This is a genomic window from Protaetiibacter intestinalis (genome assembly GCF_003627075.1).
Classification (GTDB): Bacteria; Actinomycetota; Actinomycetes; order Actinomycetales; family Microbacteriaceae; genus Homoserinibacter; species Homoserinibacter intestinalis.
Window position 1 is genome coordinate 2,871,433 of the sequence record NZ_CP032630.1, and the last position, 13,812, is coordinate 2,885,244.

At 71.5% G+C, this 13,812-nt stretch carries 12 protein-coding genes; 10 read left to right on the forward strand and 2 right to left on the reverse strand.

The annotated features are described in order from the left end of the window. The first annotated feature begins 73 nt into the window (after window positions 1–73). The 3 genes from D7I47_RS13540 to sucB all read left to right on the forward strand — a co-directional run bounded on the left by D7I47_RS13540 (window position 74) and on the right by sucB (window position 4,596). Window positions 74–1,570 carry a leucyl aminopeptidase gene (locus D7I47_RS13540; RefSeq protein WP_120763545.1) on the forward strand — a complete coding sequence of 499 codons (1,497 nt, stop codon included), beginning with the start codon at window positions 74–76 and terminating at the stop codon, window positions 1,568–1,570. Window positions 1,571–1,668: 98 nt separating this feature from the next. Further along, on the forward strand, window positions 1,669–3,039 hold the full coding sequence (gene lpdA / locus D7I47_RS13545) for a dihydrolipoyl dehydrogenase (protein ID WP_120763546.1): 1,371 nt from the start codon (window positions 1,669–1,671) through the stop codon (window positions 3,037–3,039). 48 nt (window positions 3,040–3,087) lie between these two features. Then, the gene (sucB, locus tag D7I47_RS13550) at window positions 3,088–4,596 is read left to right on the forward strand and encodes a 2-oxoglutarate dehydrogenase, E2 component, dihydrolipoamide succinyltransferase (protein WP_120763547.1); all 1,509 of its coding nucleotides are present in this window, start codon (window positions 3,088–3,090) and stop codon (window positions 4,594–4,596) included. Here the strand turns inward: sucB and D7I47_RS13555 are convergent. Then, window positions 4,593–5,969, reverse strand: a complete 1,377-nt coding sequence (locus D7I47_RS13555) for a hypothetical protein (protein WP_120763548.1) — start codon at window positions 5,967–5,969, stop codon at window positions 4,593–4,595. The two genes, sucB and D7I47_RS13555, sit on opposite strands and share 4 nt — an antisense overlap. Before the next feature lie 107 nt (window positions 5,970–6,076). Here D7I47_RS13555 and lipB point away from each other — a divergent pair, with 107 nt between their 5' ends. The 3 genes from lipB to D7I47_RS13570 are packed head-to-tail and all read left to right on the forward strand — an operon-like array spanning window position 6,077 to window position 8,444. Continuing rightward, complete coding sequence (gene lipB, locus D7I47_RS13560) at window positions 6,077–6,736, forward strand: lipoyl(octanoyl) transferase LipB (protein WP_120763549.1); 660 nt, start codon at window positions 6,077–6,079, stop codon at window positions 6,734–6,736. Beyond that, window positions 6,733–7,722: a lipoyl synthase gene (gene lipA / locus D7I47_RS13565; RefSeq protein ID WP_120763550.1), complete on the forward strand. Its 990-nt coding sequence runs from the start codon at window positions 6,733–6,735 to the stop codon at window positions 7,720–7,722. Before lipB ends, lipA begins: the two co-directional genes overlap by 4 nt. A 20-nt stretch (window positions 7,723–7,742) precedes the next feature. Beyond that, complete coding sequence (locus D7I47_RS13570) at window positions 7,743–8,444, forward strand: DUF4191 domain-containing protein (RefSeq protein ID WP_120763551.1); 702 nt, start codon at window positions 7,743–7,745, stop codon at window positions 8,442–8,444. Window positions 8,445–8,448: 4 nt separating this feature from the next. On the opposite strand, the gene trpD is transcribed toward D7I47_RS13570, so the two are convergent. Then, window positions 8,449–9,501 (reverse strand): anthranilate phosphoribosyltransferase, encoded by a 1,053-nt coding sequence (gene trpD, locus D7I47_RS13575; protein WP_120763552.1) that lies wholly within the window; start codon window positions 9,499–9,501, stop codon window positions 8,449–8,451. A 104-nt stretch (window positions 9,502–9,605) separates the two neighbouring features. Between trpD and ctaE the strand changes: the two genes are divergently transcribed. Genes ctaE through qcrB form a run of 4 tightly spaced genes read left to right on the forward strand, consistent with a single transcriptional unit; the run spans window position 9,606 to window position 13,794 of the window. Next, complete coding sequence (gene ctaE, locus D7I47_RS13580) at window positions 9,606–10,241, forward strand: aa3-type cytochrome oxidase subunit III (protein ID WP_120763553.1); 636 nt, start codon at window positions 9,606–9,608, stop codon at window positions 10,239–10,241. A gap of 26 nt (window positions 10,242–10,267) precedes the next feature. Then, window positions 10,268–11,071: a cytochrome bc1 complex diheme cytochrome c subunit gene (gene qcrC / locus D7I47_RS13585; protein ID WP_120763554.1), complete on the forward strand. Its 804-nt coding sequence runs from the start codon at window positions 10,268–10,270 to the stop codon at window positions 11,069–11,071. A 33-nt stretch (window positions 11,072–11,104) separates the two neighbouring features. Next, the gene (gene qcrA / locus D7I47_RS13590) at window positions 11,105–12,166 is read left to right on the forward strand and encodes a cytochrome bc1 complex Rieske iron-sulfur subunit (RefSeq protein ID WP_120763555.1); all 1,062 of its coding nucleotides are present in this window, start codon (window positions 11,105–11,107) and stop codon (window positions 12,164–12,166) included. Window positions 12,167–12,222: 56 nt separating this feature from the next. Further along, on the forward strand, window positions 12,223–13,794 hold the full coding sequence (gene qcrB, locus D7I47_RS13595) for a cytochrome bc1 complex cytochrome b subunit (RefSeq protein WP_120763992.1): 1,572 nt from the start codon (window positions 12,223–12,225) through the stop codon (window positions 13,792–13,794). Window positions 13,795–13,812 lie beyond the last annotated feature (18 nt).

A 13,812-nucleotide genomic window follows, 5' to 3' on the forward strand; every position in this document is an offset into this window, starting at 1 on the left:
CGCGCCGGGACGCGCGGGGCCGGTCGTGGCGCTCACAGCGAACAGGCGGGGTCGGCACGACTAGCCTGGCGGCATGACCGTCGCCGAGCTCGGACTGAGCACCGCCCCCGCCACCTCGACCGACGCGGACCTGCTCGTCCTCGGCGTCGTGAAGACGCCCGACGGCCCCGAGCTCGCCGCGCCCGCCGACTCCTTCCCCGAGCTGCGGGCGATGCTCGTCTCGCTCGGGGTGACGGGGGGCGCCGACGAGTTCCGGCGCGCACCCGCCGTCGACGGCAGCACGGCGCCGATCGCGCTCGTGGGGCTCGGCGCGACCGCGACCCGGGAGTCGCTGCGCGCGGCCGCCGGATGCGCGGGCCGCCAGGCGGCGGGGAACGCCTCCCTCGCCCTTGGCCTCCCCGTCGCCGACGCCCACGAGGCCGAGCTCGTGCTCGAGGCCGCGGCGAGCGGCGCCTATGCCTTCCTCGACTACAAGACGGGCGGCGACCTCGACCGGCGGCGCCCGCCGCGCCGGATCGTGCTGCACGTGCCCGCCGAACTCGACGCCACGGGCATCGTCGAGCGCGCGGCCGCGACCGCGACCGCCCTGCACACCGTGCGCGACCTGGTCAACACCCCGGCCGCCGACCTGTACCCCGAGACCTTCGCGCAGCGCGCGGGCGAGCTCGCCGAGGGGCTCCCGGTCTCGGTCGAGGTGCTCCGCGAGGCCGAGCTCGCCGAGGGCGGCTACGGCGGCATCCTCTCCGTCGGCGCGGGGTCGGCGCGTCCGCCGCGGCTCGTCGTGCTGCGCTACGAGCCGGCGGGAGCCGCGGCGCATCTCGCCCTCGTCGGCAAGGGCATCACCTTCGACTCGGGCGGACTGTCGCTCAAGCCGCCGTCGTCGATGCCCACCATGAAGTACGACATGACGGGTGCCGCGACCGCCCTCGCGGTGCTGCTCGCCACGGCCCGACTCGGCCTCCCGGTGCGCGTCACGGCGTGGCTGTGCCTCGCCGAGAACATGCCCTCGGGTTCGGCCCTGCGCCCCGGCGACGTGCTGCGCACCTGGAGCGGCACGACCGTCGAGGTCACCAACACGGATGCCGAGGGCCGCCTCGTGCTCGCCGACGGGCTCGCCGCCGCCGCGGCCGAGCGACCCGACCTCCTCGTCGACCTCGCGACGCTCACGGGCGCCGCCCGCATCGCGATGGGCGAGCGCACGACCGCCGTCATGGGCGACGACGAGGCCGTGGGCGCCGTGATCGCCGCGGCCGCCCGATCCGACGAGCCCATGTGGGCGATGCCCCTGCCGCCCGAGCTGCGATCCGTGCTCGACAGCGACATCGCCGACCTCGCCAACGCCAAGCTCGGACATACCGCGGGCGGCATGCTCGTGGCCGGCCACTTCCTGCGCGGCTTCGCGGGGACGGCCGGCGGCGACGGTCCGGGCGCCGCCCGCGGGTGGGCGCACCTGGATCTCGCGGGGCCCGCATACAACTCGGGGAGCCCCTACGGCGGCATCGGGCGCGGGCCCACGGCGGTCGCCGTGCGCACCATGCTGGCTCTGACGGCGGATCTCGCGGGCGCGTAGTAGGGTCGATGCGGCAAGGAAAGCCTTGCCCTTCCCCTCCTCGCGACACCACCGATCTCGCGGGGTTCCGACACGTGAAGCGCAAGGGAGTTTCTCCGGTGTCCGAACAGAACTTCGACCTCGTCGTCCTGGGAGCGGGAAGCGGTGGCTACGCCGCGGCCCTGCGCTACGCCCAGCTCGGCAAGTCCGTGGCCCTCATCGAGAAGGACAAGGTCGGCGGCACCTGCCTGCACGTCGGCTGCATCCCGACGAAGGCCCTCCTGCACTCCGCGGAGGTGGCGGACGTCACCCGCGAGGCGGCGAAGTACGGCGTCGGCGCCCAGCTCGGCGGCATCGACATCGCGGCGGTCACGGCCTACCGCGAGGGGATCGTGGCCGGCAAGTACAAGGGCCTCCAGGCGCACCTCAAGGGTCGCGGCATCACGACGATCGAGGGCACCGGCCGCCTCACCTCCCCGACCACCGTGCAGGTCGGCGACCAGATCATCACGGGCACCAACGTCATCCTCGCCACCGGCTCCTACTCGCGCTCGCTCCCCGGGCTCGAGATCGGCGGCCGCGTCATCACCTCCGAGCAGGCCCTCTCGCTCGACTTCGTGCCGAAGAAGGTCGCGGTGCTCGGCGGCGGCGTCATCGGCGTCGAGTTCTCGAGCGTCTGGAAGAGCTGGGGCGCCGAGGTCACGATCATCGAGGCGCTCCCCCACCTCGTGCCGAACGAGGACGAGTCGATCTCGAAGCACTTCGAGCGCGCCTTCCGCCGTCGCGGCATCGACTTCAAGCTCGGCGTGCGCTTCGCGGGCGTCACGCAGAACGAGTCGGGCGTCGTCGTCTCGCTCGAGAACGGCGAGACCGTCGAGGCCGAGCTGCTGCTCGTGGCCGTCGGCCGCGGCCCGCTCACCGCCAACCTCGGCTACGAGGAGGTCGGCGTGCAGCTCGACCGCGGCTTCGTCGTCGTCGATGAGAACCTGCAGACCACCGTCCCCGGCGTCTACGCCGTCGGCGACATCGTCCCCGGCCTCCAGCTCGCGCACCGCGGCTTCCAGCAGGGCATCTTCGTCGCCGAGGTGCTCGCGGGCCTCGACCCCATCCACGTCGAGGACGTCAATATCCCCAAGGTCACCTACTCCGACCCCGAGGTCGCCTCCGTCGGCCTCACCCAGGCCAAGGCCGAGGAGAAGTACGGTGCCGAGAACGTCACGGCGTTCGAGTACAACCTCGCGGGCAACGGCAAGAGCCACATCATCGGCACCTCGGGCATCATCAAGGCGATCCGGGTGAACGACGGCCCCGTCGTCGGCGTGCACATGATCGGCGCCCGCGTCGGCGAGCTCATCGGCGAGGCGCAGCTCGTCGTCGACTGGGAGGCGTACCCCGAGGACATCGCCCCCTACATCCACGCCCACCCGACTCAGAACGAGGCCCTCGGCGAGACCTTCCTGGCTCTCGCCGGGAAGCCCCTCCACGTCTGAGCGCCACGGCTAAGCTAGAACGACACGCCTGAACAAGGAGCATCACCGATGAGCGAATCCGTCAGCCTCCCGGCACTCGGCGAGAGTGTCACGGAAGGTACGGTGACCCGCTGGCTGAAGAAGGTCGGCGACCGTGTGGAGGTCGACGAGCCTCTGCTCGAGGTGTCCACCGACAAGGTCGACACCGAGATCCCCTCTCCCGTCGCCGGGATCGTCGAGGAGATCCTCGTGGCGGAGGACGAGACCGTCGAGGTCGGTGCGCCGCTCGTGCGCATCGGCGACGGCTCGGGTTCGGGTGAGGCGGCTCCGGCCGCCGAGGCCCCCGCCGCCGAGGCCCCCGCCGCCGAGGCCCCCGCGCCCGAGGCGCCGGTGGCCGAGGCGCCCGCAGCTGCGGCACCGATCGCCGAGGCCCCCGTGGCCGAGGCGCCGGTCGCTCCGGAAGCCCCCGCGGCACCCGTCGCAGAAGCCCCCGTGGTCGAGGAGCCCGCTGCCGCGCCCGCCGTCACGGAGCCGGTCGCCGAGGCGCCCGTCGCCGAAGCCCCGGTCGCGGAGGCCCCCGCCGCCGAGGTCCCTGCGGCCGCCGAGCCTGCGCCCGAGGCGCCCGTCGCCGAGGCTCCCGCCGCGAGCCCCGCGACCACCTCGCACGCCGGCTACGTGACCCCCATCGTCCGCAAGCTCGCGACCGAGAAGGGCGTCGCCCTCGACGACGTGACCGGTACCGGGGTCGGAGGCCGCATCCGCAAGCAGGATGTGCTCGCCGCCGTCGCCGCACCGGCCGCCGAGGCGCCCTCGGCTCCGGCCGCTCCCACCGCGGCCCCCGCGGCGGCGCCCGAGGTCTCGCCGCTGCGCGGCACGGTCGTGCCGATGTCGCGACTGCGCAAGGTCGTCGCCGAGCGCGCGGTCATCTCGATGAACTCGACCGCCCAGCTCACGACCGTGGTCGAGGTCGACGTCACGCGCGTCGCACAGCTGCGCGACGCGGTGAAGGCCGAGTTCCTCGCGAAGACGGGCAACAAGCTCTCGTTCATGCCGTTCTTCGCCCTGGCCGCGGCCGAGGCGCTCAAGGCGTTCCCGATCATCAACGCGAGCGTCGACGGCGAGAGCATCGTCTACCCCGACACCGAGAACATCTCGATCGCGGTCGACACCGAGCGCGGGCTCCTGACCCCGGTCATCCGCGACGCGGGCGAGCTCGACATCGCGGGCCTCGCAGCGCAGATCGCCGACCTCGCGGAGCGCACGCGCGACAACAAGCTCAAGCCCGACGAGCTCGCCGGCGGCACCTTCACGCTCACCAACACCGGTTCGCGCGGCGCGCTGTTCGACACCCCCGTGGTGTTCCTGCCGCAGTCCGCGATCCTCGGCACGGGTGTCGTCGTGAAGAAGCCGGTCGTCGTGAGCGAGGGCGGCACCGACGCCATCGCGATCCACTCGACGGTCTACCTCGCGCTGTCGTACGACCACCGCATCATCGACGGTGCCGACGCCGCCCGGTTCCTCGGCGCCGTCAAGGCCCGTCTCGAGGCGGGCGACTTCCGCGGGAGCCTCGGCATCTAGTCCGCAGAAGGTCCCGCCGCGATCCAGTCGCGGATACGCCATCCGGCCTCGCCCCGCATCAGCAGGAGCGAGGCCGGAGCCGTCTCGGGGCCGATCTCCACGAGCACGCTGTCCCCGAGGCGCTCGACGATCCGCGCCCCCCGGGGATCGGCGGCGGGGGCCGTCGACTCACCGCCGTCGCGGAGGGCCTGCACGGCCGCGCGATCGGCGGCGAGGGCGGCCGATCCCGGCTGATCCACCTGCTCGAGGCACAGCAGCGACAGCTCTCGGAAACACGCCTCCCGCAGCCCCAGCAGCGCCGTGAGCGCCTCGAGCGGGTCGTCGGACACCGTGGGTCCGTCGGGCGCTCCCGCGGGCTCCACGGGCGCCTGCGTGCCGGTCGCGGCCTCGACTGCGCTCCCCTCGGCGGGCTCGGCGGGACCGGGGACGAGCGCGAGGAGCACCGCGCCCGCCGCGACGGCCGCTCCGCCGCCGAGCACGAGTCGGCGCCGCAACGCCGGCATCCCGTCGAGCAGGGTGCGGATGCGGGCGGTCACCTCCTCGACGCGTCCGCGCAGCTCACCGGCGCCGGCGAGCTCGAGCCATCGCCCCGCACCGGCGGGACCCCCCACCTCGTCGGCGACCCCGTGCACCGGCGCGGGTGACGCGTCCGCGAGGGGACCGCGCTCGGGTTCCGGATCGACCGGGCGGACCGCGGTGCCGGCGGCGAGCTCGCCGAGGCCGTGCCGCAGCGCGGGCAGCAGCGCATCGGGGGCCGTGCCCGCGATCCGCGTCGCGAGCTCGAGCGCCGCGGCGGCTCGCGCGCCGGACACCCGACCCAGCAACTCGAGCGCGAGACCCCGGAGCGCCTCGCGGTCGTCGCCGACCTCCGGCACGCCGGCGCGCACGACCTCGGGCGCCTCCGCGGCGAACAGACCGGGGGCGGGGAGCTCGGTCACCACCGGACCGGACGCGGCGAGCACGACGCCGCCGAGCCCGCCGACACCGAGCGCGACGCCGACGTCGTGCAGGCGCGCGACCGTGTCGGCGACGCCGGTCAGCAGCGTCACCGCCTCCCCCGCCTCCCACCGTTCGCGGCGCGCGAGCACCTCGCCGAGCCGCGGCCCCGGCAGGTGCCGCAGCAGCACGGCCGGCGTCGGTGCGTCGTCGACGACGTCGAGCACCTCCACGACGCCCGGTCCCCGACCGCGGTCGAGGGCGACGAGCTCCCGTCGCCGTCGCACCGCGCCGGCCTCGTCGAGCGCGCGGAGCAGGGCGGCCGGCGCCTGACCGTCCTCCCCGTCCAGCTGCACGAGCAGCGTCTCGACGTGCTCGTCGCGTGCGAGCGCGCGCACGACCCGCACGCCGGTCGCGGGAGGGACGAAGGATGCCACCCGCCGATCCTCGCCCGCGGTGCGGTCGCCGGACCGGGCCCGCGCCCTCACCTGGGGATGACGTCACACGTCCGGCGCTGTGCAGGAGCGGCGGATAGGGTGGTCACGTGGTCGACTACGTCGTCACGGGGCTAAGCGCCAACTCCGTGTCGTATTCGACGGCCTTCGAACGGCAGCGTGCCCTGCACGCCGCCGTCGCGAGCGGCCGGGCGCCAGATTCCGTGCTCCTGCTGGAGCACACCTCCGTCTACACCGCGGGCAAGCGGACCGAGCCGCACGAACGCCCGGTCGACGACCGGATCCCGGTGATCGACGTCGACCGCGGCGGCAAGATCACCTGGCACGGCCCCGGGCAGCTCGTCGGCTACCCGATCGTGCGGCTCGCCGACCCGATCGACGTCGTCGCCTACGTGCGACGGCTCGAGGGGATGCTCATCGGCGTGCTCGCCGACCACGGGATCGTCGGAACCCGCGTCGAGGGCCGCAGCGGCGTGTGGATCGAGCGCCCCGGAGCACCCGCCGACAAGATCGCCGCGATCGGCATCCGCGTCTCGGAGGGCGTCACGATGCACGGCTTCGCGCTCAACTGCAGCAACGACCTCGAGCCCTACCGCGCCATCATCGCGTGCGGCATCCGCGATGCGGGCGTCACCACCATGAGCCGCGAACTCGGCCGCACGGTCACCCCCGCCGACGTCGTCGACTCCGTCACGCGTCGCTTCGAGGAGGCGCTCGCGGGGAGCCTCCGCTCAGGGGTCCCGGCGTGACCGCGCCCCCCGAGGGCCGCAAGCTCCTGCGGCTCGAGGTGCGCAACGCCCAGACGCCCATCGAGCGCAAGCCCGAATGGATCAAGACGCGCGCGAAGATGGGCCCCGAGTACACGGCGCTGCACTCGCTCGTGAAGTCCGAGGAACTGCACACGGTGTGCCAGGAGGCGGGCTGCCCCAACATCTACGAGTGCTGGGAGGACCGCGAGGCCACCTTCCTCATCGGCGGCAGCCAGTGCACCCGCCGCTGCGACTTCTGCCAGATCGACACCGGCAAGCCCGCCGAATACGACACCGACGAGCCCCGCCGCGTCGCCGAATCCGTCCAGCGGATGGGGCTGCGCTACGCGACCGTGACGGGCGTCGCACGCGACGACCTGCCCGACGAGGGCGCCTGGCTGCACGCCGAGACGGTGCGCGCGATCCACGCCGCCAACCCGGGGACGGGCGTCGAGATCCTGGCGACCGACTTCTCGGGCAACCCCGAGCTCCTCGGCGAGGTGTTCGCGAGCCGGCCCGAGGTGTTCGCCCACAACGTCGAGACGGTGCCGCGCATCTTCAAGCGCATCCGCCCGGCGTTCCGCTACGAGCGCTCGCTCGGCGTGCTGACGCAGGCGCGCGACGCCGGCCTCATCACGAAGTCGAACCTCATCCTGGGGATGGGCGAGGAGCGTCACGAGATCAGCCAGGCGCTGCGCGAACTGCACGACGCCGGGTGCGACATCATCACCGTCACGCAGTACCTGCGCCCCTCCCCGCGGCACCTGCCGGTCGCGCGCTGGGTGCGGCCCGAGGAGTTCGTCGAGCTCAAGCAGGAGGCCGAGGAGCTCGGCTTCCTCGGCGTGCTCGCGGGGCCGCTCGTGCGCTCGAGCTACCGAGCGGGCCGCCTGTGGGCGCGGTCGATGCTCGCCAAGGGCCGCGACATCCCGGAGCACCTGCGGCATCTCGCCGACAGCGAACGGGGCTTCGCGCAGGCCGTGTCCTGAGTACCCGTAGGCTGGAAACCATGGCACGCAGCAAGTCCGAGAAGGAACCCGGTCGCATCAAGCAGATGTGGCAGGTGTTCCAGATGACCCGCCGCTCCGACCCGGGCATCGTCTGGTACCTGATCCTCTCGTTCCTGGTGCCCGTCGCCGTGAGCATCGTGCTCTCGGTGTGGCTCACCCCCGGCAACGTCATCAGCATCATCCTGTTCGTCGTGACCGGCGTGCTCGCGGGCGTGCTGCTCGTGCTCGTGGTGCTCGGCCGCCGTGCCGAACGCGCCGCCTACACGCAGATCTCCGGGCAGCCGGGCGCCGTCGGGGCCGTGCTGAAGAACGGCCTGCGTCGCAGCTGGATCGGCAACGAGGAGCCCATCGGCTTCAGCCCGAAGACGAAGGATGCCGTCTACCGTGCCGTCGGGCGCCCGGGCGTCGTGCTGATCGGCGAGGGACCGCGCTCGCGCACCCAGCCGATGCTCGACAAGGAGCGCGCCAACATCGTCCGCCTGCTGCCGAACGTGCCCGTGCACCTGCTCTACGTGGGGCCGGACGTCGAGGCGCTCCCGCTCCACAAGATCCCGGCGGCTCTGCGCAAGTTCCCGCGCAAGCTCACCAAGGCCGAGGTCATGCAGGTCGACAAGCGGCTGACCTCGGTCGGCAAGGTGAAGGGCTTCCGGATCCCGGCGGGCATCGACCCGCAGCGCCTGCGGGCACCGCGTCCGCGGTAGCGCGCTACGCGCGGGTCGCCGCGACCCAGGCGTCGAGCTTCGCGGCGGCGGCGCCCGAGTCGATGGCCGACGCGGCGATCGCGATCTTGTCGCGGAAGCGGTCGCGGATGTCCTCCTCGCCGCGGGTGTGGTCCTGCGCGAGCTCCCACGACACGAGGCCGGCGGCCGCGTTGAGCAGCACGATGTCGCGCACCGGGCCGGTCTCCCCCGCGAGCACCCGCCGCACGATCTCGGCGTTGTGGGCGGCGTCGCCGCCGCGGAGGTCGTCGATGGTCGCCCGCGGCAGGCCGAGGTCGGCCGGGTCCAGGTCGTGCTCGGTGACGGAGCCGCGCGACACCTCCCAGACGTGGCTGTGCCCCGTCGTCGAGAGCTCGTCGAGCCCGTCGTCGCCGCGGAAGACGAGCGCCGTCGCGCCGCGGGTCTGGAACACGCCCACGACGAGCGGCACCTTGTCGAGGTTCGCGACGCCGACCGCCGACGCCTCGGGACGCGCCGGGTTGCACAGCGGGCCGAGGAAGTTGAACACCGTGGGGATGCCGAGCTGGGCGCGCGTGGGGCCGGCGTTCTTGAAACCGGGGTGGAAGAGCGAGGCGTAGACGAAGGTGATGCCCACCTCGTCGAGCACGCCCGCGACCCGCTCCGGCTCGAGCGCGAGATCGACCCCGAGGGCCGCCAGCACATCGGAGGAGCCGGATGCCGAACTCGCCGCGCGGTTGCCGTGCTTGACGACCTTCGCGCCCGCCGTGGCCGCGACGACCGACGACATCGTCGACACGTTGACCGTGCCGAAGCGGTCGCCGCCCGTGCCCACGATGTCGAGCGCCAGCGGGTCGACGTCGAGCGGACGCGCGTTCGCGAGGATCGCGTCGCGGAAGCCGACGATCTCGTCGACCGTCTCGCCCTTCGCGCGCAGGGCGATGAGGAAGGCGCCCAGCTGCGACTCGGTCGCCTCGCCCGTCATGACCTGTTTCATCGCCCACTCGGCCTCCGAGATGGACAGATCACCCCCCGCCAGCAGCTCGGTGAGCACGGCAGGCCAGGTGAGTTCTGTGGGCATGCGCACGATCGTACCGACTCGGATCGACGCCGCATCCGGCCCCCGCGACGCGACAGGCCCGAACCGGTGAATTCGCCCTGAGCGATATCGGCCATAATGGACAGGTGACCACTACCTCCGCCGTCAGCGCACCGAGCACCGCGGTCATCAACCGGCCGAACACCGTCTCCGTGGGCACGATCGTGTGGCTCGGCTCGGAAGTGATGTTCTTCGCCGGTCTGTTCGCGGTCTACTTCACCCTCCGTTCCACGTCCCCGGGGCTGTGGGAGGAGCAGACGGCGAAGCTCAACGTCACCTACTCGCTCGTCAACACGATCATCCTCGTCGCGTCGTCCTTCACCGCCCAGTTCGGCGTGTTCGCGGCCGAGCGGATGCAGCCGCGCCGCACCGGCGGGGTGTTCCAGGTCACCAAGTGGGGCCTCGTCGAGTGGTTCTTCCTGAGCTACCTGCTCGGCGCGATCTTCGTCGTCGGCCAGATCTTCGAGTACGGCGTGCTCGTGAGCGAGCACATCGGCTTCCAGTCCGACTCGTACGGCTCGGTCTTCTACTTCGCCACCGGATTCCACGGCCTGCACGTGACCGGCGGTCTCATCGCCTTCCTCCTGGTGATCGGCCGCGTGTTCGCGGTCAAGACCTTCACCCACAAGGAGGCGACCACGGCGATCGTGGTCTCCTACTACTGGCACTTCGTGGACGTGGTCTGGATCGGCCTGTTCCTCGTCATCTACGTCCTCAAATAGCCCGCAGAACGGACCAGCTCTTCACCATGACCTCCGCTTCCACATCCCGCGGCCGCCGCTCCGGCAGGCGTTCGCCGCTCGCCTCTGCGGCGCTCCTGCTCATCGGCCTGCTCGCCACGGGCGGCGCCTATGCGGCACTCACCTCCTCGAGCAGCGCGGGTGCCGCGACCGAGACCCAGGTGACCAAGCTCGCCGAGGACGGCCAGAAGCTCTTCGCCGCCAACTGTGCGAGCTGCCACGGCCTGCAGGCCCAGGGCACCGAGGACGGCCCCACCCTCATCGGCGTGGGCGCCGCCGCCGTCGACTTCCAGGTGGGCACCGGCCGCATGCCGCTCGCCGCCTCCGGCCCGCAGGCCGAGGAGAAGGAGCCGCAGTTCACCGAGGCCCAGATCGAGGCGCTCGCCACCTGGGTGGCGTCGCTCGGCCCCGGCCCCTCGATCCCCGACGAGCGCTACCTGACCGGCGACGACCTGCCGACGGGTGCCGAGCTGTTCCGCATCAACTGCGCCATGTGCCACAACGTGGCCGGCGCCGGCGGTGCGCTCACCCAGGGCAAGTTCGCCCCCTCGCTCATGGGTGTCGAGCCCAAGCACATCTACGAGGCGATGATCACCGGCCCGCAGAACATGCCGGTCTTCAACGACGCGAACATCACCCCCGAGGACAAGGGCAACATCATCGCCTACCTCGAGCACGTCGAGACGAGCGGGTCGCCCGGCGGTCTCGACCTCGGCAACCTGGGCCCGGTGTCGGAGGGTCTCTTCGTCTGGATCTTCGCCCTCGGTTCGATCGTCGCGATCACCGTGTGGCTGACGGCGAAGTCGAACTAGCACGTGAGTACGGAAACACAGGAGGGGAAGTCGATGGCCGAGACGAACGGCGCCGAACCCGGCACCGCAGTCGAGACGCACACGCCGTCGCCCGTATCGGCCGGTGTGGCCGTGATCTCGGACGACGCCGTCGAGAACCCCGGGTTCCCGCCGTACCGTCCCCGCGTCTCCGACCTCGACCCGGAGAAGGCGAAGCAGAACGAGCGCCGCGTCTTCTGGCTGTTCCTGGCCTCCATGATCGGCAGCGTCTTCGCGGTCGTCGCCTACATCGTCTTCCCGATCCACGAGGGCGACCTCGAGTCGGTGCGACTCAACAACCTGTTCCTCGGTCTCGGTTTCGCGCTCGGCCTGCTCGGCATCGGCTTCGGCACGGTGCACTGGTCGAAGTCGCTCATGGACGGCCACGACCTCGTCGAGCAGCGCCACGAGACCCGCGGCAAGCCCGAGACGATCGCCCGCGCCGCCGAGATCTTCACCCTCGGCAACAAGGAGTCCGGCTTCACGCGCCGCAAGCTCATCCGCAACGGCCTCATCGCCGCCCTCGCGCTCGCGCCGCTGTCGGCGATCGTCATCTTCCGCGACTTCGCGCCGGCCGACGACCCGGCGACGCTGCTCAAGCACACCATGTGGAAGAAGGGCACGCGCCTCGCGCGCGACCCCAACGGCCTCCCGATCAAGGCCTCGGATGTCACGCTCGGCTCGGTCTTCCACGTGATCCCGGAGGACCTGCACGAGTCCGACCACCCGCTCGAGGAGAAGGCCAAGGCGGCCGTGCTGCTCATGCGGCTGCGCCCCGAAGACCTCAACCCCTCGCCGGAGCGCGAGGACTGGGCCTTCCGCGGCATCGTCGCCTACTCGAAGATCTGCACCCACGTGGGTTGCCCGGTCGCGCTGTACGAGCAGCAGACCCACCACCTGCTGTGCCCCTGCCACCAGTCGCAGTTCGACATCACGCGCGAGGCCGCCGTCATCTTCGGCCCGGCCAAGCGCCCGCTGCCGCAACTGCCCATCACCGTCGACGACGAGGGTTACCTGATCGCCCAGAGCGACTTCCACGAACCCGTCGGTCCGAGCTTCTGGGAGCGTTCGCTGTGACCACCTCCGCAACCGCCACGGCACCCGTCGAGGAGAAGACCCCTCCCGGTCCCGGGATGCGCTTCGTCAACGGCGCGGCGAACTACATCGAGGACCGCACGAGCCTGTCCGGGCTCGTCAAGGAGCTCGGCCGCAAGATCTTCCCCGATCACTGGTCGTTCATGCTCGGCGAGGTCGCGCTCTACAGCTTCGTCGTCATCCTGCTCTCGGGCACCTTCCTGACGTTCTTCTTCCAGGCTTCGATGGCCCCGGTGATCTACGAGGGCAGCTACCCGACGCTCAAGGGCGTCGAGATGTCGGCCGCCATGGCCTCGACGCTCGACATCAGCTTCGAGGTGCGCGGCGGCCTGCTCATGCGCCAGGTGCACCACTGGGCGGCGCTGCTGTTCGTCGCCTCGATCGGCCTGCACATGCTGCGCGTGTTCTTCACGGGCGCGTTCCGCAAGCCGCGTGAGATCAACTGGGTGGTCGGCTTCCTGCTGTTCGTCCTCGCGATGGCCGAGGGCTTCACGGGCTACTCGCTCCCCGACGACCTGCTCTCCGGAAACGGCCTCCGCATCATCGACGGCATGGTCAAGGGCATCCCGATCGTCGGCACCTGGATCTCGTACCTGCTGTTCGGCGGCGAGTTCCCGGGCGAGGCGATCGTCGGCCGCCTCTACATGCTGCACATCATGCTGCTGCCCGCGCTCGTCATCGCGGCGATCGGCGTGCACATGATCCTGCTGATCGTCAACAAGCACACCCAGTTCGCGGGCCCCGGCCGCACCGAGGGCAACGTGGTCGGCAACCCGATCATGCCGGTGTTCGCGGCGAAGGCCGGCGGCTTCTTCTTCATCGTGTTCGGCGTCATCATGCTGATCGCCTCCACGGTGACGATCAACCCGATCTGGAACTACGGACCGTACGACCCCTCCCCCGTCTCGGCCGGCACCCAGCCCGACTGGTACATCGGCTTCGCCGACGGCATGCTGCGGCTCATCCCGCCGCACCTGGAGTCGGTGTTCTTCGGCTTCACCTTCACCTGGTACATCCTCATCCCGATCGCGGTACTGGGGATCTTCCTGGTGGCCGTGGCGATCTACCCCTTCATCGAGGCGTGGATCACGGGCGACAAGCGCGAGCACCACATCGCCGACCGTCCCCGCAACGCCCCGACCCGCACCGCCATCGGCGCGGCGGGTGTCACCTTCTACGCGGTCATGTGGGCCGCGGCGAGCTCCGACCTCATCGCCACCCACTTCCGGCTGTCGATCGAGGGCGTCACGCACGCGCTGCAGGCGCTGCTCATCTTCGGCCCGATCGTGGCGTTCATCGTCGCGCGGCGCATCTGCCTCGGGCTGCAGAAGAAGGACCGCGAGATCGCGCTCCACGGCTTCGAGTCCGGCCGCATCGTGCGCCTGCCGGGTGGCGAGTACATCGAGGTCCACGAGCAGCTCTCGGACTTCGAGCGCTGGCGCCTCGTGAGCTACGACGACTACGCACCGCTCGTGGTGCGCCCCAACAAGCAGGGCAAGATCACGGTCTCGACGAAGCTGCGCGGCGTGCTGTCCCGCTGGTTCTTCGAGGACCGCATCGCCCCGGTCACGAAGGGCGAGCTGGAGTCCTCGCACCACCACGGTCACTGAGCGCGGCCGGGGACCTGC

Bases quoted from the DNA above. Each gene is read 5' to 3' on its own strand.
- D7I47_RS13540 (WP_120763545.1), top strand. From the start codon at position 74: ATGACCGTCGCCGAGCTCGGACTGAGCACCGCCCCCGCCACCTCGACC.
- sucB (WP_120763547.1), top strand. From the start codon at position 3,088: ATGAGCGAATCCGTCAGCCTCCCGGCACTCGGCGAGAGTGTCACGGAA.
- D7I47_RS13570 (WP_120763551.1), top strand. From the start codon at position 7,743: ATGGCACGCAGCAAGTCCGAGAAGGAACCCGGTCGCATCAAGCAGATG.
- trpD (WP_120763552.1), bottom strand. From the start codon at position 9,501: ATGCCCACAGAACTCACCTGGCCTGCCGTGCTCACCGAGCTGCTGGCG.
- qcrC (WP_120763554.1), top strand. From the start codon at position 10,268: ATGACCTCCGCTTCCACATCCCGCGGCCGCCGCTCCGGCAGGCGTTCG.
- qcrA (WP_120763555.1), top strand. From the start codon at position 11,105: ATGGCCGAGACGAACGGCGCCGAACCCGGCACCGCAGTCGAGACGCAC.
- qcrB (WP_120763992.1), top strand. From the start codon at position 12,223: ATGCGCTTCGTCAACGGCGCGGCGAACTACATCGAGGACCGCACGAGC.